A 22,225-nucleotide genomic window follows, 5' to 3' on the forward strand; every position below is an offset into this window, starting at 1 on the left:
AAAATAATTTATCTAAGTAAACAGTCTATTTCTTAAGCAATCCTCTTATGTTTTCACTAGATAAGTTTACCAGTAAAATAGCAACATTTGCTAAGACCCATGGATATCAAATTGGAAGTCAGTATCCAATTGATAGTAATGTTTCAAAGCATTCAAAGCTCCCTGAGCCTTCACCAAAGTTTCTTGAAACTCATCCTCAGGATCAGAAAGGGCAATAATCGCTCCCCCCACTCCTAGCGTTACTTGCTCTTCTTCAATGACAGCTGTTCGAATCACAATATTCAAATCCATACAACCATTATTAGCAAGGTAACCAATCGTACCGGAGTAAATGCCGCGTGCATGACTTTCTAGTTGATCAATTAATTCCAACGTCCGGTATTTAGGTGCTCCCGTCATCGATCCTCCAGGGAAACAAGCCCGGAAGAGATCAATAGGGCTCTGATCAGTTTCCAATTCACCTTGAATAGTGGTCACTAATTGATGGAGAGTCGAATAGGTTTCCACTACCATTAAGTGAGGAACCGTTACGGATCCTACTTGGCATACTTTCCCTAAATCATTTCTTAATAAATCCACAATCATTAAGTTTTCGGCTATTGTTTTCTCTTCGTTAGCCAACGCCTGAATGATCCTTTGATCTTCCGCCTCCGTTTGTCCCCTTCTGGCGGTTCCTTTTATCGGCTTACTTTGAACCATCCGATTGCGATCAAGCGTTAAAAACTTTTCCATAGAAGAACATGCTACTGATAATTCCTTAAACTGTAAAAAGGCGGCATAAGGACCAGGACTGGATTGACGTAAACATTGATAATAACGGTAAGGATCTAAATGTCCCTGTATCGTTAAACGATTTGTCAAGCAAATTTCATAGGATTCACCTTGACGAATCCAGTCCTGACATTGGTGAATAGCTTGCAGATAATCTTGATGACTCATTGACCAACTAATCGTAGGTAATTGATTAATTTCCTCTTCCGCTTGGTAAGTTAAACTTTCTACTTTCTTCTCCAACTGAATCGACATCATCCAATCACGGTCATCAAAATAAGATAAATAGTATAGTTGGTTTTCTTGATGATCAATGATCACAGCCCGATCAATATAATCCAATAAAGCATCAGGATAAGATGAGGAATGGCGATTAACCCCTTCAGTCAGCGCCTTCAGTTCATATCCCAAATAACCGACATAACCTAATTGAAAATCACAAGGCAAGTCAGGATGAACTGGCCATTTTGGCTGATGTTGGTCTAAATAGGTCAAGATATCTTGATTAATCACCGTTTGAGATTCCAGACCCACCCTCTTCATCACTCGATTCTCTTCGACTGAATATTCCAAACGATGCCCTCGTTTAGGACCCGCCTGACCGATAATTGAAAAACGTGACAAACCTGGACTTACTAAGCTAGAATCAAGCCAATGCGTTTGTGGATTTTGCTGATTAAGTTGATCAAAGATGGCAAGTGCTGAGCCCCGAAAATCATGTTGCTGATAATAAAGTGGCAACGTCTCAAGCTGATTGTCCACTACCAACCGCATAAAATTCCGAATAATGGCTTCTCCTTCTTCAGAAGCAATCGATTCGGGATGAAACTGGACCGCATAATGTGGTTTAGCCCGATGAGAAATCCCCATAATCAAACCATCAGAAGTGCGTGCATCTACTTGAATATTCTCTAACTCTTCTTCTTTACAGATCAGAGAATGATAACGAGTTACTTTAAAATTTTGTGGTATATCAGCAAAAAGCCCCCGATTTTGGTGCTGGATTTCACTCAAACGACCATGAATCGGTTCAGGTGCCAAGCCAATCGTTCCACCATTGAGATAATAGAGCCCTTGTTGACCCAAACAAATCCCCAAGATGGGACGATCACTTTTCTCAATTACTTCTCGACATAGCCCAAAATCTTTAGGATTCTCTGGTCGCCCCGGTCCAGGAGAAATCACAATGGCATCATAATCTAAGTCGGACAAATCCTCATAAGATAGTTGATCATTCTTCACAACGAGAGGCATTTCTTGTGTAACCTTAGCAATTAATTGATAGAGATTATAAGTATACGAATCATAGTTATCGATTATTAGGCATTTCATAACTGGAACTCCTTCTTCAGCAATTTTCAAATACAAATTAGCTCAGTTCTACTTGCAAACCTATCTTATCACAGTTACCTCAGCGCCAAAATGCCTAACTTGAATTTCTTCTTTTCTTGTTCTTCGACTAAACCTTTAAAACAGCGATTGACAAACATATTCCTTCCCCTATAATGAAGAAGAACTATAAACAGAGTATCGAAGGTGCGTAAAGTTTTTACAGATGGGAAGTTGCTGTAAAACGAAATGATGATTCATGCGATGCCTTCTATCTTCCGCTGTTTATCTTATTTTTGCGGGAGCTCTGACAACGATCAGAGCTCCTATTTTTGATGAGGAGGACTAACCAGTGGACATCCAATTTAATCACTTTCCCTATCCCATTTATATTGCTGAACAGAGTTTTCCATCTTTAATTGATCGTTTAAGTCGTCAGATCGGGAAAAAGTTTCTTCTGACTGATCAACATGTTGCACAACTTTATTCAGAACAATTGGAGAAACTTCAAAGCATTGAACAAGTCTATGTGCATACCCTGCCAGCAGGTGAAGAATCAAAATCCTTGTCCGCTTATCAAGAGGTCCTCACTAAAATGGCCGTTTTAGATTTTACCCGATCTGACTGTTTCATTGCTTGGGGCGGCGGTGTCATTGGAGATTTAGGTGGTTTCATTGCCTCTACTTATCTTCGAGGAATTCCTTTTATCCAAGTGCCAACCACTCTGTTAGCCATGGTGGATTCAGCTATTGGAGGAAAAACCGGTCTCAATTTTGCGACCTACAAGAACCAAATTGGAAGTTTTTACCAACCTCAATGGGTTCACATTGATCCAGCTTATCTTAAAACACTCGACCATCGCCAGATAAATAACGGCCTAGCAGAAGTCATCAAATATGGCATACTCTGTGATCCAAACCTATTCGAACAAATAAAAGTTTCCAAAGACCAGTTAGACTACTTCTCGATCATTCGCCGATCCTTAGAGATCAAACACCATTATGTATCCCAGGATCCCTATGATCAAGGTCAACGTCAATTTCTCAACCTAGGTCATACTTTTGGCCATGCCATTGAAGCGGTCAGCCACCACCAAATCCACCATGGAGAAGCGGTTGCGATTGGCTTGAGTTGGATAGCACAAGCGAGCTACCAGTTAGGATGGACTCACACCGATTTGAAACCGCTTTTAGAATCCGTTTACCAACAACATGGTTTAAGCCATGATTTTGTAGGAGACAGCTTTGACTTACTAAACGCCATGACCCACGATAAAAAGAGCTTGGGGCAAAAGATCCACCTTATTATCCCTATCGAAATCGGTCACTGTATTCGCGAGGCCATCCCGACCTCTGAATTAATGTCTTGGATTCAAGCAGGAAGAGGAAAATAAATGGACATCCAAATTAACAACCATCCCCTTAATGGGAATCTAGCCGCTATCTCTTCCAAATCAGATGCCCACCGAGCTATCTGGCTCGCTGCCCTAGCTGATCAAAGGACTACCCTGCAGCTTGGACAACTTTCGCAAGACATAGAAGCTAGTTTGTCCTGCATAGAAGCACTAGGGTGCCAAGTGATTCATCAAAATAACAATCAAACCTATCAAATCCAACCTAGGGTTAACCCCTTAAAAGGGCCCTTCTTAGTTGGAGAATCGGGCACCACCCTTCGATTCTTGCTGCCTATTCTTGCTAGCCAGATTACATCCAAACAAGAAATAGAGATTGTTCGGCAAGGTAGTCTTATCACACGGACGAATCTGCCTTACCGTCAACTCTTCCAAGCTCATGGATTAAGCTGGAGAGAAGAAGACTTATCGATTTGGATTTCAGGACAATTAACAGCTGGACACTATCATTTAACTGGTGATGTTTCCTCTCAATTTGTTTCTGGCTTATTGCTGGCACTAGGTAATCTTAAGCAAGCTAGCAAATTAACCTTGACATCACCCCTAGAATCCGCTGCCTATGTCGAAATGACCCGTCATTCTATGCAGCTATTTGGTCAAACAGTCGATTACCACCCCTTAAGTCGGACCTATCAAATTCCTGGAGGAGGTTATCAAGCTTGCCACTATATAGTTGAAGGCGACTGGTCAAATGCCCTCTTCTTTCTAGTAGGAGGGGCTCAAATCAACAACCTTTCAACAAGGAGTTTACAGGCAGACCGACAAGCTTTAACTTATTTACATGAATTGGGGCATCAAATCCCCTCCGATTTTGCGCTTGAAAATCAGAATCCGGCTCACATAATCTCCGGCTCTGATTTAAATACTAAATCAGGCGGTCTCAGGCTAACTTTTAAACCTAACCCAACCAACCAGAACAAAGAATTAACCATTGATGCCCGTCAACTGCCAGACGCCATCCCTATTCTAAGCTTAGCCGCTGCTAGGCAAGCCAGACCCACTCGTATCTTAAATGGCCAACGTCTCAGACTCAAAGAAAGCGATCGGATCGAGTCTACTCTCGCTTTATTACGCGCTTTGTCAGTCGAAGTAGAAACAGAAGCACAAGGCTTTCTTATTAGAGGCGGTTCCTCCCTACAGGGCGGAGCAATCAATAGTTACCAAGACCACCGAATCGCCATGACTGCTGCCATTGCGGGCTCTTTAGCTCAGGGCCCCGTCACCATCCATGATGCTGAATGCGTGGCTAAGTCTTATCCCCATTTTTTCCAAGATTTCAAAAAATTAGGAGGTATCTACCATGTCCTTTAGTATCGGCCAAAATTTCCGTTTAACCGTCTATGGCCAATCTCATGCAGCAGCGATTGGTGTGATTATCGATGGCTTACCAGCTGGCATCAATTTCCCGCACCAAGCCATTCAATCAGCTCTAGAGCGACGTCGTCCTGGCAAACAAACCTGGACCAGTCGTCGAAGCGAGAGCGACTTGTTTGAGATCAAATCCGGTATCGTCGCCGGAAAAACCTGTGGTGCTCCCATTTGCTTAGAAATTGTCAATCATGATAAACGATCAAAAGACTATGCCCAACATGATCATCTACCTCGTCCATCCCATGCTGATTACCCTGCCTATGTTAAGTATCAAGGCCACCACGACATTCGCGGTGGAGGCCACTTCTCTGGACGGATGACGGCCCCCATTGTTATGGCTGGTAGTCTTGCCAACAATCTTTTAATAGAAGAAGGTATTCATATTAATAGTCATATTTATGCAATTTCCGACATCAAAGATCAAACCATCGATCCTGTCCAACCCGATCTCGATAGTCTTGCTCAAGTTAAAGAGAAAAACTTTCCTGTTCTCAATGATGACCAAGGCCTAGCCATGCAAGCCGCTATTTTAGCAGCCAAGGAAGAAAAGGACTCAGTCGGAGGTCAAGTAGAAACAGTGGTCACGGGTCTCCCTGTTGGTTTAGGGCAACCTCTCTATGATTCCTGCGAGGCCAAGTTGGCTCATGCCATGTTTGGAATCCCCGCTATTCGGGGCATTGAATTTGGAACGGGATTTGCTGCGAGCTTAATGCGAGGTAGTCAACATAATGATCCATATTATCTCGATACAGACCAAACGATTAAAACCTCTACCAATCACCATGGTGGCGTCATCGGAGGCTTAACCACCGGCATGCCATTAATCATGAGAGTCGCTATCAAACCCACCTCTTCCATCGGCCAAAGCCAACAAACCGTTAATTTAGACCAATCATGTCACCAAGAACTAACCATCCAAGGACGACACGATCCCTGCATTGTACCCCGAGTCGTTCCGGTCATTGAAAGTATGACCGCGATCTGTCTGCTCGATCTCTTGATAATGGCGGGAAAATTTCCAGTTTAATAACTCATGATTTAATTCTATCAAGAAAGAAGGTTATAAGATGTCACCCCTACAAGCTGCTCATTCCCCAATACACTACGGCCTCTTAGGTCGCAAGTTGGGACACAGCTATTCACAAACCATTCATCAAGAATTAGGCAGTGCGCCCTATCAACTGATTGAATTGGAAGCTAACCAATTAGGACCCTTTCTTATTCAAAAAAAATTTCGAGGTCTCAATGTCACCCTACCATATAAAGAAAGTGTCATCCCCTATCTCGATCACATAGATCCGCTAGCCCAAGCGATCGGTTCAGTCAACACGATCTTGAACGATCAAGGGCGTCTTTATGGCTATAACACTGATTATGCTGGTTTTGCCTATTTATTAAATCAACGGGATCTTTCTATGAAGCATAAAAGAGTCTTAATACTTGGTTCTGGTGGCTCTGCTAAAATGATTAGGCAATATGCCCAAGATCATGACTGCCAATGGGTGCAACATCTCAGCATCCGCCAAGCTAATCCCAACCTTAATTCTAACCTTAGTTCAGCTCAAATCATTGTGAATGCCACCCCTGTCGGAATGTATCCTCACAATTTAGACCAACGGCTGAATTTAAAAGACTTTCCCTACCTAGAAACAGTCATTGATCTTATTTACAATCCCTTGCGAACAGAACTCCTTCTACAAGCAAGTGCCTTAGGAATCCAGTGCCAGTGGGCAGGTGGATTAGATATGCTCATCGCGCAAGCTTTCCATGCGAGTCAAATTTTTAAAGGTGAAACCATTCCTTTACAAAGCTTAGAAAAATTATGCCAACAAATTCATGCTACTACTGAAAATTGGATCCTAATCGGGATGCCTGGCGCCGGTAAATCAACACTAGCTCGACACCTTGCCAAGATCAGTGGCCGACCTTTAGTCGATACCGATCACCTGATCGAAGCTCAAACGGGACAAAAACTCAAGGAACTCATCCCTCAAATTGGAGAACCTGCCTTTCGTGAACTAGAAGCAAAGGTGATCGCCCAAATCACCAAAGAAAAAGGACAGGTCATTGCCAGCGGAGGTGGAGCCATTTTAAAACCAGAGAATCGCCAAGCCATGAAACAAAATGGACGACTAATTTTGCTAAAACGTCCTCTTGAAGAACTCACCACAAAGGATCGTCCCTTAGCCAAAAGTCTTCAAGACTTAGAAAAATTATGGCAAGAACGCCAAGCGATTTATCAAACATTAGCTGATCTTACTATTAAAGTTAATCATGATCCAAACATTACTTGTCAGCAGATATTGAAAGGTCTGAAAGCAAATGAACTTGTTAGTTATTAATGGTCCCAATTTAAATTTACTAGGAATGCGCGAGCCTAAGATCTATGGTCACGCTACCTACTCTGATCTAGTCCAACTGTTAGAAGACTGGGCCCAATCCGCCAAGGTCCATTTAGAAATCTATCAATCAAACCATGAAGGTCAAATTATCGATAAAATTCAGGAAGCTTATTATACTTGTGACGGTCTCGTTCTGAATGCTGCCGCCTATACCCACACTTCATTGGCTATCCATGATGCCCTCGCAGCCGTTCAACTGCCATTTGTTGAAGTCCATATCAGTTCCGTTAGCCTACGAGAAAGTTATCGCCAATGGTCCTATATTGAAAATCTTGCGCTCAAAACGATTGAAGGCCAAGGCTTTGAGGGCTATTTACAAGCCTTAACATTTCTTAAAAATTATTTAAGTCATTCTCATTAATATTTCAAAGTCAAATAGAAAGAGACGAAATCCATGCCAATTAATCCAGTTCAAGTTAAACAAGTTATCTTCGACGGCCAGCAGCCAGTCATCATTGCCGGTCCCTGTTCCATTGAATCAGAAGACCATATCTATCAAGAAGCCCACGCCCTTAAAAAAGCTGGCGTTCATATGATACGAGCTGGCGCCTATAAACCCCGAACTTGCCCGCACGATTTTCAAGGGCTAGGTTTTGAAGCCGTTAAATTTCTCCGTCAAGCAGCTGATGAAGTCAACCTCCCCATGGTGACAGAAGTCGTCAGCGAATACGATATTGATCTTATGGCTGATTGGGTCGATATGTTCCAGGTGGGAGCCCGCAATATGTATAATTATCAATTGCTTAAACGATTGGCTAAAACTGGCAAGCCAGTTCTACTCAAACGGGGATTATCCGCTAGTTTACACGAGTGGGAAATGGCTGGTCTCTATCTGATGACTGAAGGAAAAGCTCCCGTTGTTTATTGCGAACGAGGCATTCGTAGTTTCCAAGACCAAACACGAAATACCTTGGACCTAGCAGGAGCGATTCTCATGCAAACAAGAACCGGCCAACCAGTAATTATCGACCCAAGCCATGCCAGTGGTCGACGCGACCTCATTCTTCCCCTCACCAAAGCTTCCTTAGCCGGAGGTTTAGCAGGAGTAATGATCGAAGTTCATCACAACCCTGATCAAGCTTGGACGGATGCCGCACAAATAATTGACTATCCTAGTCTTCACCAACTCATGAAGGAGTGTCAGCCATGGATTGTATCCAAATAGACCAAGGCTTTCTCTTTGGTCGGAGTGTCTTTACCACCCTTAAAATTAGAGATGGGCAAGCCGTTTTCCTCGACCGCCACTTGCAGCGATTAGAATCATCGGCCCAGGCTTTGTCCTTCAAGAGTCTAGCGAATCGAGAAGCCGTTGACAACTATATAAGAGAAAAACAACTCAACCACGCCGCCCTGAAAATCCTCATTTCACCTGAGAATTTATTGCTAATGGATCGATCAGATCCTTATGGAGTAAACCTCCCGAGTCCAAAATATGTGGTGCTGTCCCCAATCCATCGTCACTCATCTAATTGGTTACTTCAACATAAAACAACCATGTATCTAGCCAATAAACTGAGTTTAGAACAAGCCCATCAACAAGGAGCCTTTGAATGCTTGTTTCTTAACGAAAGAGAGGAAATTTGCGAAGGAAGTTTTACTAACTTCTTTTTGATCCAAGGATCAGACATCTACACGCCCCCGCTTGAAGCGGGCATCCTTCCTGGCTTAATGCGCCAGTGGATTCTCGATCATTTCCCAGTCCAGGTTTGTCCTATTCCTTGGCAAGAAAGGCGTACTTTCCAAGCAGCCTTTGTCACTAACTGCCTGATAGGCATCGGACCCATCCAACAAATCGAAGACACCACCTACCAAAACAATCATCCCCTGATCCACCAAATCTATCATCAATATACACAATCCGTCTTCCATTAGAAAAAATTAATCTCCTTCCTCATGGAAGGGGATTTTAAATTTTCAGATAGAAAACCTCTCCCTCCCCTTCTTTCAAACATTTGAAGGCCAATTCCGCGCTGTACTATTCGAATCAATACAGGAAAAACCAAACTGTACTAGTACAAAGTTTTTTTGTAATCTTTGTGAATTCTCTAAGCCATAAGATCGCAATATCAAACGAACTTCGACCCATGAATCCCTCTATATCACACTTCAGATAACTGTTATAAGCATAAAATTCAATAGATTTTTGTGAAATAATATGATAAAGTGATTCTAACGAAAATATAATGCGTCTTATTTATTAGATGAGATGCAATATTATGCACCCATTACTTAGATAGGCTAAGTAAGCGGTCAGAATTTTGAAAGGAGTCTCTTATGATTAGCTTTATTCTATCCTGTATTGCCTTAACGCTTGGTTATTTTATTTATGGTAAGTTCGCGGAACGGGTCTTTAACATTGATCCTGACCGTCCAACACCTGCCAATTCTGAATATGATGGGGTCGATTACGTTCCCCTGCCCCTCTGGAAGTCATTCCTGATTCAGTTCTTAAACATTGCTGGAACGGGACCAATTTTCGGAGCCGTGGCCGGAGCCATGTGGGGGCCTTGGGCCTTTATCTGGATTGTCTTCGGTAATATCTTTGCCGGAGCGGTACACGATATCATGGTCGGGATGATGTCGGTTCGATCGAAAGGCGCTTCAATCTCAGAACTCGTAGGAGAAAACTTAGGCCAAACCGCTAAGTGGGTCATGGTGATCTTCTCGATTATCTTGCTTTTATTAGTAGGGGTCGTCTTTGTTTCCTCACCTGCTGATCTCTTAGCTAACTTGACGCACATTAATCGTTGGTGGTGGATCGGGATCATCCTGTTCTACTATATTATCGCCACGATTCTCCCGATCGATGTCATTATTGCCAAAATTTATCCAGTCTTTGGGGTTGCTTTAGTGATTATGGCCATTGGAATTGTAGTTGGAATGATCAGCAATGGAGACTTTGCTCAGATTCCTGAATTCTCTTTCCATAATCCACATGTGGAGGGCGTGTCAGTCTTCCCTTACGTCTGCATTTCGATTGCTTGCGGTGCCATTTCAGGTTTCCATGCCACCCAATCCCCTTTGATTGCTCGTACCATTCAGAATGAAAAGGAAGGCCGTCAAGTTTTCTATGGCGCGATGATTGCGGAAGGATTTGTTGCCTTAATCTGGGCAGCAGCTACCATGACTTTCTTTGGTGGTTTAGAGGGATTAGCTGCTCAAGGAGGGAAAGCAGCTGTCATTGTCAATGAAATTTCATCTGGTCTCATGGGTAAAGTTGGAATGATCTTAGCTATCTTAGGAGTAGTTGCTCTCCCGATCTCGTCTGGTGATACAGCTTTCCGTTCAATTCGTCTGACTATCGCTGATACCTTTAAAATTCCACAGAAGGATGCCAAAGCTCGCTATCTAATCTCCCTGCCTCTTTTTGCAGTAGCGATTGGTCTCTTGTTCATTGATTTCAATATTATCTGGCGCTACTTCTCATGGTCGAACCAGACCCTTGCGATGATTGCTCTCTGGGCGGCGGCTGCTTACTTGAAAAAACATGATCGTAATTACTGGGTGACCGTGATCCCCGCTATGTTCATGACAGTCGTAGTGACCTCTTACATTACCATCGCACCGGAAGGGTTTGGTGCTGTATGGGGAGAGAATACCGTCTTAGCAGAACAAGTCGGTTTAGGCTTAGGAATTGCGCTGATGTCTCTTTGTACCTTCCTCTTCCTACGCACTGATTTCAAGTCAGAAGCTGAGGACACAATCTTAATTGAGGAGAGTCCCTTAGTGAAGGAGGAAGTCCTATCCTAGAATGGTTCATCACCCTCTTAGTGGTTGCCCTACTTATTGGACTCACTATTTTCATTAATGACACCCAGAAAAAACATCACGTCCATTATGGCAAGTGTTGTTCAGGCAAACCTTTGGACGAAGAAACGTTTGAAAAACAAACAAATAAATCAGACAAAACTGAACTAACTCCATAATATAAGACTCAAAAAACCACTCTTATTGATTCCAATAAGAGTGGTTTGCTTTATTAAAAGATGAATCCTTCTCACTTCAAAATTTGATCACAAAAGCACAGTAACCAAGTAAAATACTATCGTTACTGTGCTAAAAAAGGGGAATCTCTACTGATTAATTATTTTCAAAGGGGTGTAAAATCACACCTTTAACTACTCGGTTAACGGTTCCTGAAGCAGAAGGGGTATCCGGTGTATTCCCAACTTTGATCGCTGTCATTACCGCAAAAATTTGAGCCCAAATCACATATGGTAACACTAAGTAAGCATCCGGTAGGGCTTTAAATTTCTCATCCAAGACAAATTGCTTTGCTTCATGCTTCTCATTCTTTCCAACTGATAGACTAAGAACTTCTTGAGCAATTTGATCATGGTAAACTTCATTAAGAAGATCTGAATCATAAAGATCTGCATAGTCATCATTTGAATTAAAGAGCAAAACAAGCGTCTTGTCATTAATAAATGACTTAGGCCCATGACGGAAACCTAAAGGTGTTTCATACAAGGTAGCAATTTGGCCGGCTGTTAATTCTAATAATTTCAATTGTGCTTCATGCGCTAAGCCAAATAAGCTTCCAGCCCCTAGATAGACCACTCGTTCAAAGTCTAACTGCACGATCTCTTCTATCTGCTCATAACGTCCAAAGATGTCTTCTGCCATCGCAACCATTTGTTCGATGTAAGCTTGCTTTGTCGCAAGATCATTTTGATCAAAAATCAGCAAGCTCGTTAATAACATACAGGTGTAAGAACTTGTCATCGCAAAGCCTTTATCATTTGAACGTTCAGGCTGTAAGATGAGTAAATGATTCGCTGTATTCGCCTGTGTGGCCAATTTTCCTTCAGGATTGCAAGTAATGGACAGATGATAAAGATCATCAATGATGGCTTCCGCTAGTTCAACCGTCTTAAGACTTTCAGGCGAATTACCACTCCGTGCAAAAGACACTAATAGAGTCGGCTGATCCTTGAAAAAATAATTTCTTGGTTTGGCCACAATTTCTGTAGTAGGAATGGCTTCAAAGGTGATCGAACTATTTTCATGAACTTTAGATAAATAGGGCTGAACGGCTTCCCCTACAAAAGCAGAGGTGCCCGCACCCGCAAAAATCACCCGTAAGTGATCATGTTTGGATTGAATCTGATCGATAAAATGCTGAATTTGTTCTTCATTTTCTCGATAATTTTCAATCACTTCCATCCATAATTCTGGTTGTTGTTTGATTTCTTCAGTCGTCACATTGGCTCCTAAAGCTTCTAACTTATCTTTACTATAATTAAACATTCTTACCCTCCAATTTAATATTCAATCCATTTAACTTGCTGATAAAATTTCTCAACATCCGTCCATTCAATATGCGGATACCAATAGAGACAGTTTGAAGTTGAGTACGCGATTGAACGTTTCAAACTTTCCAAAAAGTCTTCCTCTTCAGCGACCCCTTGAACGAGTCTCCCTAAGAAATGGTCTCCTGAGGCGATTGGATTCTTTACTTCAATCGGATCTAAATACAGATGAAAATAGCGATCTTTTATCTTGGCCACGGCTCCTTTGCCACCCATTGTGATAATAAAATAAGGAGCGGAAGCTTCCTGTTCAGTTTTTAAGCTGTGAATAAAGGCTTCAGGCGAGTGATAATCTCGCTGCAATAACTCATTGTATTCTTCATCGTTAATCTTGATGACATGAGGATTTCCATTCTGATAAACAGCTTTCAATGGTTCCCCGCTTGTGTCAATAATAAATTTAACATCCTCAGCTTCAACGCTCTCCTGAATCTTCACAATATAATCTTCCGGCATCCCTTTCATTAACGAACCGGAGAATACCACAAGATCATGATCCGAAATTGAACGGATAAGTTGTTGAGTAAAGCTATCTAATAAGGCAGGGGTTAGCTCGAACCCTTTCTCATAGATAGGGAAAATCTCTTTGCTAGAAAGATCCACCAGAATATTACATTCTCGCGTATTTTGTGTCACCGATAAAGCGGATATGCTCGTATTATAACGCTCAGAAAGGTCGCGGACCCTTTCTCCATTATGTCCTCCTAAGATCGTATGAATCGTAACCTCTTGACCCTTCCCTGATAATTCCAATGCATAAGCTACATTGAAAGATTTTCCACCGGGAAAATCTCTGACTTCAATTGGTCGATTCGGGCTACCAGGTTCTAGACGATTTAAAAGGAGGGTCCGATCAACAGCCGGATTAGGACATATTAGATGTATCACTTAATCACCTTTCTCTTTGATGTTTATTCGCTGACTTCAAATTTATCTGACCATGGTGTGGCTGTTTGGAATAAAATATGGTTCAATGACTCAATATTCTCTCTTCCTTGACTTTGTAACCATGAAGTGGCTGAAGACTCACCTTCTTGAGCATAGATGCCTACGGCATCCTTCCAAGTCGCACGACCACATAAAACACCATTAAAATTCGCTTTAGCATCTTTAGCAACTTGTAATGTTTCTTTAAACAGATCCATGCTGACACCTGCACTAAGGAAAATATAAGGAATGTGGCTACAGTTCGACTGCTCATAGAAGTAAGCTTTTGCTTCTTCCAAACTATAAACAGCGTCCTCACTATCCTGAGTATAGCCTTCCACATAATTCATGTTAACTGGAACTTCCATTTTAAGAACATCGACAAAGTATTGATCTTTAGAGAATTCTTCCATTGCTTTGATTACTTTGTGAGGTTTTACTTTAGCATATTCTCTGCCTTTAGCATCCTCTATCTTAGCATCATAAGTCACAATTTCTAAAAAGAAAGGAATATCTAAAGCCTGACATTCAGCTCCAACTCTTTCCATATAGCGATGTTTGAATTCATTAATTTCTTTCGCCTCATCGACATCATAATAGAGAAGAAACTTAATCGCATCTGCATCTTGATCTTTAAGCTGATATACTGACCACTCTTCTAACAAGTCTGGGAGACGACCGGGTTCAGTTGCATCATAGCCGGTCTTCTCATAAGCAAGTAATAAACCTGCATCCTTATCTCTTTCTTTTGAAGCAGCTAATCCGTATTCAGGGTCTAAAAGAATTGAACTTGCAAAAGGTGTTAACTCTTTGGACACAAGCTTTTTAAAATCAACAATCACGTCCCCCATTCCTTCACTAGAATGGTCGCCTTGAAGCATTTTTTTTAAAGAGCCCCGTTGATCAATCGCTAGAGCAGCAATAATCTCCTCGTTCGTTGAAAGTTTTTTTAATTTTTCATATTTTTTTGCAGAAATTTTAACTTTTTTCATCTTTTTCCCCTTTTCCTTCATTGCTAAACAGATATTCCTTGCCTTAAATGTTATGATACATCATTTACATAGGTGCCGCCCAAATGTTTGGCCATAATCCAAATGGTCCTGCACCAATCAGTCCAATGATTAATAAGAGTAGGATACATTTTAGAGGAGTCCAACCTTTTTTAATCTGAAGGAAATAAAGCATCATAGTAATCGCTAATGGAATTAATTTCGGTAGAATACCATCTAAAATTTCCTGAATTTTAATCGTAACTGGAACGGTTTGTATTTCGTTATAAGTCACTTCGTATTGGCCACTCGGTAATTCCTTAATGACAGCATCTTCCTGCCCCAGGCGAGGTGTACTTTCTTCTTGATCTTCAAAAATAATATCCTGATAAGTTGGTAACTGATCAGCCGACACGATTTCTGTAATGGCTTGTGTTTCTTCTGTTTCACCATTTGGGATATTAATTCCATCTACTGTAGTATTTCCGTAGGTTACAGTCAAAGCTCCTACTACAAAGACCCCTAGAATAGAAGCTGCACGAGTAAATTCGGTCGCATTCTCTGTCAGTATTTCAATGGCATCGACTCCTGTATTATAAGACCAATGCATTAAGAAATATCTGATTCCATATTGGATAAGATTAAAGACCACAAAGAATAGAATGGGTCCTAAGACACTTCCCGAAAGCGCCATTTGTGAAGTAATTCCCGCTAGGATTGGAACAAGCGTAAACCAGAACAGAGCATCTCCAATCCCACCTAATGGCCCCATAGCAGCCGTACGGACTGCACGAATGGTCTGCACATCTGCTTTATTCTGTTCAAGTGATAAGATAATTCCCATTACAAAATTGATTAAAAAAGGATGCGTATTAAAGAATTCCAGGTTGTGTTTCATCGAAGTCGATAAGTCTTCTTTGTTTGTATGAATCTTCTCTAAACCAGGAAGGATGGAATAGAGCCAACCCCCTGCTTGCATCCGTTCATAGTTAAAACTTGCTTGTAAATTATAAGATCTCCACACCATTTTATTAAGTGTTTTCTTATCTAATTTATCAGCTGCTTGTTGATTTACATAGCTTGTTTGATTAGATTCCATCACTATCCCCCTCTAACTGAAGATTGGCTGTTTGTCTCTTAATATTCGTATTGATTTGGTAATCCCAAAGGGCAATCGCAAATCCGATCAATGAAAGCACCAATAAGGCAGAACTTCCTAAAGTTTCCAAAGCACCCACGATAATCGCAAGGGCAAATCCCAAGAAATAGAATCCCCATAATGGCTTCGAAATCATCACTCTAAGCAAGGTAGCAAAACCTACATACTTCATCATGCCACCTGCAGCATTAAGCCCATCCATGATCCATTGAGGAACAACCGCTAAGACTCTTTCTCCAAATTGCGCACCAAAAATAAAGAACAACATAACAATTGAAGCAAAAATCAAGCCCAACAACGCCATGGTCATATAATTTCCTCGAACGATAGCAGAAGGATTAGAATCTTCAGCTGCCTTATCAAAAGCTTTCATAAATCCAGTAGAAGCCGTAAATAAAATCGTGATTCCATATTGACCTAGCATCGCAAAAGGAATTGCGGCTCCTACCGCTGCACCTGGCTCAAGATTGATTGAAATAGCCAGAACGGTTGCCATAATTCCTCCCATCACTGCATTAGGTGGTTGAGCCCCTCCAACAGGCATGTTTCCGATTGTCATCAATTGATAGGTCGCTCCGACAACTAAACCAATTTCTAAGTTTCCTAGAATCGCTCCAATAATCGGCCCCATAATAATCGGTTGGTAGAATGATTCTGATAAACTAAATTGGTCAATTGCTGCAATAAAGGTTACCAAAAAAACCAGTATAATTTGAATAATTGAATAGTCCATTAGTCTTTATCCTTTCCTATTTTTAATATGCTTCAAGAATTTTACTAATTGGATCCGTACCCTCTGAAGGAACTCTACGAATCTCTAGTTCAACTCCTAATGCTTTTAATTGTTTAAATGTTTCTACATCCGCTTCGTCAACTGCCACAGATCCTACCACTTGTTTTTTGCCAGTATCCATATGCATATTTCCAATGTTTACTTTCTTGATCGGAACGCCCCCTTCTACTAATTTTAGAACGTCTTGAGGTGTTTCACACACAATAAAAATCTTCTGACGCTCTGATGCTTTATGAATAATCTCAATCGTTTTTTGCAAGGAGAAATATCGAGTTTGGGCTGATTGTGGCGCAGCCATATCCATTAATTTCTGTCTAGTTTTATTCGTTGAAACTTCATCATTCGCAATTAATATTAAATTAGCTCCTAGACTAGAGGTCCACTGTGTGGCTACCTGTCCATGTAACAAGCGGTTATCAATACGAGTCAACAATATATTTGGCATACATTTTCCTCCATTTATTTATCATTTATTTTTCTAATGATGGCATATCTTCCTACCGTCATAACGGCACCGGATTTAATCTTAATATCACAATATTCCGGACCCACTTGGACAAGGGTCCCAATTAATCCATTTGAGAATTCAACACGATCCCCATTTTTTAAATTCAACTGTAAATCTGTAAAGTTTTTCTGATGTTTTTTATAATTTCTTCGATAAATGGTATACGTCAGCAACCCGATCAGTAAGATCATGGTGACAACCACTATCGAAACAATTAAAATAACTTGAAGCAATTCTTGCTTCATTAGATTCCTTCTCCATTCTCTGTCTCTTCTGATTCGCTAGAAAGAGCACAATCCTGAACACTTTCTTTTCCAATCGCGACCATCTGTTGAACAACACCCTCTAAATCATCAGAACTTAGAGCCAGCATGGCGCCTTCCAACAGCATCGATAAATTGGTTCCTGCCAATACTTTAACGGCTGGATGCTCTGAATACTCTAGCATGACATGATTAAAGGGTGTTCCCCCTTTAAGATCGGTTAAGACAATCACTTGTCCATACTTATCGATCGCTCCCTGAACCGTTTGACGAATCTTATCATCAAAGGCTTGTAAATTCTCTCCTTCTTCAAAGGCTAATTCACAAACATGCTCCTGATTCCCAGCGATCATGCGAAAGGATCCAACCATTCCGCTCGCAAATGCCCCATGCCCCGTTACAACGATTCCAATCAAATAATCTCCTCCTTAAGTATTGCTCCATATTTTTGTTGCCCATCAATAAATGTACCGATAAGATTTAGCTGATCATCCAGTACAATAAAATCAGCTGCCAAGCCTTTTTCAATTTTTCCACAAAGGTTATCGATACCGACTGATTTAGCCGGCGTTAAGGAGGCCATTGTCACAGCCTCTTCTAGCGTCGCGATTCCCCATTCCACGAGATTGCGAACAGAAGCCATTAAAGTTAAGACAGATCCTGCCAAACTACCATTGGAGACAAGTCTCGCAGCCCCTTCTTTTACCTCTACTTCAAATTCTCCTAGGCTAGATTTGCCATCTCCGAGTCCCCCCGCTCGCATACAATCCGAGATTAAGACGGTTTCATCAACTCCTCTGGCCTTGAGAATAATTTTTGCAGCCGCAGGATGAACATGGAAACCATCACAAATGACTTCCGCATAAACATTGTCCAAAGATAAAGCGGATCCAACCATGCCTGGTTCCCGATGATGCAAACCACTCATCCCATTAAAAGTATGGATAAAGATATCTGCTCCAGCCTCAACGGCTGTCTTGGCTTCTTGATAAGTTGCATTCGAATGCGCGAGGCCTACTTTGATATTCTGATCCAAAGCGTATTTGATAAAGGCTTCCGTTCCCTCACGCTCAGGAGCGATTGCTATTTTCTTCACGCGATTTCCCGACATTTCATTCCATTTCTGAAGCTGATTGATGGAAGGATCCATCATATACTTTGGATTTTGTGCCCCTTTATATTTTTCAGTAAAGAAAGGCCCCTCTAAGAAGATTCCTTGCATTTTTGCCCCCGGCATCGAATCGTAATGATCGCCGATTAATTGGCAAACATGATCTAACCGAGCCGTAGAATCCGTCAAGGTTGTGGGTAACCAAGACGTCACGCCACACGACAAGAGTCCTTCGGAAATTTTACGAAGTCCTTCAGGATCCCCATCCATCACGTCACTCCCCATAAAACCATGGATATGCGTATCCACTAGGCCAGGAGCCAAAGTATAGGAAGTCCCATCAAGATAAGAAGCTTCTTCAGGGATCGTCTGATGAACCCCATTAAATTGACCCTGATTAATTTCCAGGTAGGCATCTTCAACGACTTGATGACTCAGAATAATTTTTTTTGCTTTAATATATGTTTTCATTTGTTCCCTCTCTATGATCTCTAACCCGTTAACTTCAACACGCTCTTAAACATTGCTATACATCGTTTTATACTTAAATTTATCCGATCGAAATTTAGAAATCGTATATTCAATGATTTTATTCTGGTTGTTATAAGTTTTCTGTTCGACCAATAAGATGGCGGTCTCCTTAGGCAAATCGAGTAACTCAGCTTCTTCTTTATTAATAATTTCGGCTGAAATTTCTTCCACCGAGTGACTGATCACCTGTGAATACTCATCTCTAAAAAGGTCATACATGGACTCTGTTTGAAGTCGAGCCGCCTCAAATCCTCCAAAAATCGATTCGGGTAAATAAGTGGTCTCTAACAAGAGTGGGGTCTCATCCGCTAATCTTAGCCGGACAAATTTGATAAAGCTTTCTTGATTGGTTTCAAACTTCTTCATAATCTGAGAATCTTGAACCGAATGTTCCGACTCAATAATACGATCGGAAGGTACTTTGCCAAGGGCTAGCATATTCTCGCTAAAACTCACCATGCCTTTTAAATTAAAGGATCCTTCATCAAAGCCCGTTACCAACCAGCCTTTGGCAGGAACATTCATAATAACCCCTAATTTATCAAGCCTTTGAAGGGCTAATCTAACAGTGGTTCGACTGACATCATATTTCACCGCTAATTTTCTCTCTGATAGCAAGAATTCACCTTTTGATAATTTATTTTGAATATATTTATGAATCTCCTTGCTTAAATCAATATATAGATGGGATGAATGATTCATTTTTACATCTCCTAACACATGTGCCCAACTGGTTACTACCAGTTTAAAATAATAGTATACGAAGCAAAATCAAATGTCAACGCTTTCTTGACAACTTTTTGATTGATTTTCCAATTTTTCTGTTCTTCACTCAACTTAATGAAAAATGGTAACTTAATACAACGATTTGAGCATTATTTTATCCGTTCATTGAGCCTTGATTAAAAGAAAAAAAGACAAAGCACCACATGGGTCTTTGTCTTTCGATCAAGTCTATCTTCTATCGTTCAGTTCATTATCTCGTTCCTTACCCGCTTCTCTTAATGTTTGGGATAACGATAATACTGATCAAAAATTTGCTGATTATATTCGTCCGCTCCATCCACATTAGAAGATTTAAACACAGGTGGAACATGCCCTTGCTCCACTAGAAGATGAACCGCTTGGCACATAATCGCTTGTGCCAATATGATTCCCACAGCATCTGAACTAGCTCCCATCGGCGTCTCAAAATTCGGCAGATAAAAACCTGAGTCCCCGATCGGCGATCCATTATCCAATACTACATCTGCGATTTCAAACAACCTTTTCTGCGAAGGATGTCTCGATTCATAGGCTTGAGAATGCAATAAAGAGGTCATGGCAATGACTTTTCCACCTAGATTCTGGGCTTCCAATGCCATCTCAACCGGCACAGCATTTCTACCTGAATTGGACACAATAAGAATCACATCCCCCGAAGCAAAATCATATAGTTTCAATAATTCCTTGGCGTAACCCTCTAATCGTTCTATAGCCGTTGATTTATTCGCCATCTCATGCAGCATTAATTCTGGCGGTAGAATCGCATTCACATAAGCTAATCCACCCGCTCTTAAATATAATTCTTCCGCAATCATGTGAGAGTGTCCTGACCCAAACACATAGAAACTCTTCCCCTTCAAGATGCTTTCAGCGATTAAATTTGCTGCCATTTCAATGCTTTCCACCTGAGGTTCTAAAGTCTTGTCCAAGATCGTATGAACATATTTAAAATAATTTTCTACGATTGACATCTCTTTCCTCCTTTATGTCCTGTACATAATCTGCAATTTCTTGCACCATTTGCTCCGATTCTCCTGGCGCAAAGTGAGTGGCATTGGCTTCATAGTATTCTGCTTCATAAGCTCTTTCATCTGGAAAATAACCATAATACCCATTCGCATAACCGATGACTTGAATTTGCTTCCTTTCTAATTGATGTCCTAATTGAGAAAACAATTCTCCTGGAATCAAGATAAAATACATCTCATTAAAGCGTATGATTTTAAAGTCTATGGTGATTTCGTCTTTGTTTAGCTGATTGCGAGTTAAATGATAGTGACAGATAGCTCCTTCTAACTTTGATTCCACCTGTCTCTGTTTTGGCGGGTCCATCTGGCTAAAGTCTTCACTGTTAATAAGCATTTGATACTTTTCAACTTGCATAAGCGCTTGCTTTTCGGGTAAGTAGGACTTGACCCTGAGAGAATGTGAGAAATTTCGACTCTCGATTTCCTTAACTTGACACACTTTCAAATGAAGTTGTGAAATTTTATCAACAATCAAACGCCCCAATCGCTTCATTTCCTGAGCATTCGAAGCCTGTCTTGTAAACCTCGTTGAAAGATCTCCCGCTGCTCCATTTAGAAAACAAGAAAAACAAGCCCCCTCCTCCTCAAGCATTTGCGAAACAACCCCTGGAAAGTCCGCTGAAAAATAACGATTGTCCGAATCCAGAACCGTCGGATGACAGGCAAACTTAATTAAATAAATATAGCCCGTTTGATTGATTAATTTTACTACTAGTAGATCACTGTCTCCTGACTGCTGACGATTATTCCGGTTTGAGCCAATGCCCTTCATCTGATCACAAGCAATCGCCAGCTTTCCCTCGCTCAACCCTTGCAGGGCTTCTTCTATGGCTTCATAAGTTGTGTCTAATAGGTGATCAATCAGCTCAAGATTCGTCAACATAAAACACTCGCGGCTCCCCTGCAAAATCCCTGACCTTGTCTCTAAGATCCCCCCGATTGAAGCATGAGTATGGGTCGCGGTGACTACAACCAAGTCCTGACTAATCTGGTATTGCTTTAAATATTCCACGATCGGTTGCACTAATAAATCATCGACAGCCACCAAATCATAATTGACTAACACAACCGTTGCATCTGGATGTTGCAGGATCACGACTTTCACATATAATTCATCCATTACTCCTTCTGAATAGCGATTCTCAACCGAATAGCCCCCCATCAATTCAGAACCATTCGGTGTTATTGTCTTTCTAGCAAAGCCTATTTGCATGGTTCCCTCCTGATCACAAAACAACTACTACTCAATAGCATCTTTTATTAAGAGTGAATAAAATACTTCCTTTCAAATTTCAATCAAATCCTACTTTGTTTATAAACATAAATGCAATTATGTTTTCTCAAATTTAAACACACCCAAATTAAAAATGCCAATCATTAGTATAAAATTGCTATTTTAGAGATCTATCTTTTTATCTATTCCCTTATACATGCATTTATGATAATAGATATACCGTACTCAAAAGACTGGTCAATATCTTCTGAATTTCAAATCCATTATGGATTTCCAAATCTACAAAGCCTGTGACATAACTTCTCACTAAGCGAATTAAGT

General features: G+C 41.0%; 21 protein-coding genes and 1 riboswitch. Of the genes, 8 read left to right on the forward strand and 13 right to left on the reverse strand.

Going from position 1 to position 22,225, the window contains the following annotated elements; genetic code table 11:
- Positions 1–90: 90 nt before the first annotated feature.
- Positions 91–2,103 carry an aminodeoxychorismate synthase component I gene (gene pabB, locus HZY91_RS02520; RefSeq protein ID WP_197114371.1) on the reverse strand — a complete coding sequence of 671 codons (2,013 nt, stop codon included), beginning with the start codon at positions 2,101–2,103 and terminating at the stop codon, positions 91–93.
- 189 nt (positions 2,104–2,292) lie between these two features.
- Positions 2,293–2,386: riboswitch (THF riboswitch) on the forward strand.
- 66 nt (positions 2,387–2,452) lie between these two features.
- Here pabB and aroB point away from each other — a divergent pair.
- The 8 genes from aroB to HZY91_RS02560 all read left to right on the forward strand — a co-directional run bounded on the left by aroB (position 2,453) and on the right by HZY91_RS02560 (position 11,034).
- Positions 2,453–3,493, forward strand: coding sequence for a 3-dehydroquinate synthase (gene aroB, locus HZY91_RS02525; protein ID WP_197114372.1), 1,041 nt, complete (start codon positions 2,453–2,455; stop codon positions 3,491–3,493).
- A complete protein-coding gene (locus HZY91_RS02530; protein ID WP_197114373.1) occupies positions 3,494–4,822 on the forward strand; it encodes a 3-phosphoshikimate 1-carboxyvinyltransferase in 1,329 nt (442 codons plus the stop codon). It abuts the gene before it with no gap.
- Positions 4,812–5,909, forward strand: a complete 1,098-nt coding sequence (aroC, locus tag HZY91_RS02535) for a chorismate synthase (RefSeq protein WP_197114378.1) — start codon at positions 4,812–4,814, stop codon at positions 5,907–5,909. Before HZY91_RS02530 ends, aroC begins: the two co-directional genes overlap by 11 nt.
- Positions 5,910–5,949: 40 nt before the next feature.
- Positions 5,950–7,224 carry a shikimate kinase gene (locus HZY91_RS02540; RefSeq protein WP_197114380.1) on the forward strand — a complete coding sequence of 425 codons (1,275 nt, stop codon included), beginning with the start codon at positions 5,950–5,952 and terminating at the stop codon, positions 7,222–7,224.
- Complete coding sequence (gene aroQ, locus HZY91_RS02545; RefSeq protein WP_197114382.1) at positions 7,205–7,645, forward strand: type II 3-dehydroquinate dehydratase; 441 nt, start codon at positions 7,205–7,207, stop codon at positions 7,643–7,645. The genes HZY91_RS02540 and aroQ overlap by 20 nt, the downstream gene beginning before the upstream one ends.
- Positions 7,646–7,678: 33 nt before the next feature.
- Positions 7,679–8,449, forward strand: coding sequence for a 3-deoxy-7-phosphoheptulonate synthase (gene aroF / locus HZY91_RS02550; RefSeq protein WP_197114384.1), 771 nt, complete (start codon positions 7,679–7,681; stop codon positions 8,447–8,449).
- Positions 8,431–9,156, forward strand: a complete 726-nt coding sequence (locus HZY91_RS02555; protein ID WP_197114386.1) for an aminotransferase class IV — start codon at positions 8,431–8,433, stop codon at positions 9,154–9,156. The genes aroF and HZY91_RS02555 overlap by 19 nt, the downstream gene beginning before the upstream one ends.
- A 402-nt stretch (positions 9,157–9,558) precedes the next feature.
- Positions 9,559–11,034, forward strand: coding sequence for a carbon starvation CstA family protein (locus HZY91_RS02560; RefSeq protein ID WP_197114388.1), 1,476 nt, complete (start codon positions 9,559–9,561; stop codon positions 11,032–11,034).
- Between the two features lie 330 nt (positions 11,035–11,364).
- On the opposite strand, the gene HZY91_RS02565 is transcribed toward HZY91_RS02560, so the two are convergent.
- The 12 genes from HZY91_RS02565 to HZY91_RS02620 form a co-directional block, all read right to left on the reverse strand.
- A complete protein-coding gene (locus tag HZY91_RS02565) occupies positions 11,365–12,534 on the reverse strand; it encodes an SIS domain-containing protein (RefSeq protein ID WP_197114390.1) in 1,170 nt (389 codons plus the stop codon).
- A 14-nt stretch (positions 12,535–12,548) separates the two neighbouring features.
- Positions 12,549–13,484 carry a 1-phosphofructokinase family hexose kinase gene (locus tag HZY91_RS02570; protein ID WP_197114393.1) on the reverse strand — a complete coding sequence of 312 codons (936 nt, stop codon included), beginning with the start codon at positions 13,482–13,484 and terminating at the stop codon, positions 12,549–12,551.
- Positions 13,485–13,507: 23 nt separating this feature from the next.
- Complete coding sequence (locus tag HZY91_RS02575) at positions 13,508–14,515, reverse strand: tagatose 1,6-diphosphate aldolase (protein ID WP_197114395.1); 1,008 nt, start codon at positions 14,513–14,515, stop codon at positions 13,508–13,510.
- 64 nt (positions 14,516–14,579) lie between these two features.
- Positions 14,580–15,611: a PTS system mannose/fructose/sorbose family transporter subunit IID gene (locus HZY91_RS02580; RefSeq protein ID WP_197114397.1), complete on the reverse strand. Its 1,032-nt coding sequence runs from the start codon at positions 15,609–15,611 to the stop codon at positions 14,580–14,582.
- The gene (locus HZY91_RS02585) at positions 15,601–16,404 is read right to left on the reverse strand and encodes a PTS mannose/fructose/sorbose/N-acetylgalactosamine transporter subunit IIC (RefSeq protein ID WP_197114399.1); all 804 of its coding nucleotides are present in this window, start codon (positions 16,402–16,404) and stop codon (positions 15,601–15,603) included. Before HZY91_RS02585 ends, HZY91_RS02580 begins: the two co-directional genes overlap by 11 nt.
- Before the next feature lie 22 nt (positions 16,405–16,426).
- Entirely contained in the window at positions 16,427–16,909 is a 483-nt protein-coding gene (gene agaB, locus HZY91_RS02590) for a PTS galactosamine transporter subunit IIB (RefSeq protein ID WP_197114401.1), read from the reverse strand.
- 14 nt (positions 16,910–16,923) lie between these two features.
- Positions 16,924–17,217 carry a preprotein translocase subunit YajC gene (locus HZY91_RS02595; protein WP_197114403.1) on the reverse strand — a complete coding sequence of 98 codons (294 nt, stop codon included), beginning with the start codon at positions 17,215–17,217 and terminating at the stop codon, positions 16,924–16,926.
- Positions 17,217–17,651 carry a PTS sugar transporter subunit IIA gene (locus HZY91_RS02600; protein ID WP_197114405.1) on the reverse strand — a complete coding sequence of 145 codons (435 nt, stop codon included), beginning with the start codon at positions 17,649–17,651 and terminating at the stop codon, positions 17,217–17,219. Before HZY91_RS02600 ends, HZY91_RS02595 begins: the two co-directional genes overlap by 1 nt.
- Entirely contained in the window at positions 17,648–18,817 is a 1,170-nt protein-coding gene (nagA, locus tag HZY91_RS02605; protein WP_197114407.1) for an N-acetylglucosamine-6-phosphate deacetylase, read from the reverse strand. Before nagA ends, HZY91_RS02600 begins: the two co-directional genes overlap by 4 nt.
- A 45-nt stretch (positions 18,818–18,862) precedes the next feature.
- On the reverse strand, positions 18,863–19,579 hold the full coding sequence (locus HZY91_RS02610; protein WP_197114409.1) for a GntR family transcriptional regulator: 717 nt from the start codon (positions 19,577–19,579) through the stop codon (positions 18,863–18,865).
- A gap of 299 nt (positions 19,580–19,878) precedes the next feature.
- Positions 19,879–20,613, reverse strand: a complete 735-nt coding sequence (locus HZY91_RS02615) for an SIS domain-containing protein (protein WP_197114411.1) — start codon at positions 20,611–20,613, stop codon at positions 19,879–19,881.
- A complete protein-coding gene (locus HZY91_RS02620; RefSeq protein WP_197114419.1) occupies positions 20,588–21,883 on the reverse strand; it encodes a neutral/alkaline non-lysosomal ceramidase N-terminal domain-containing protein in 1,296 nt (431 codons plus the stop codon). Before HZY91_RS02620 ends, HZY91_RS02615 begins: the two co-directional genes overlap by 26 nt.
- Positions 21,884–22,225 lie beyond the last annotated feature (342 nt).

It is taken from the genome of Facklamia lactis, from assembly GCF_015863205.1.
Taxonomy (GTDB): domain Bacteria; phylum Bacillota; class Bacilli; order Lactobacillales; family Aerococcaceae; genus Facklamia; species Facklamia lactis.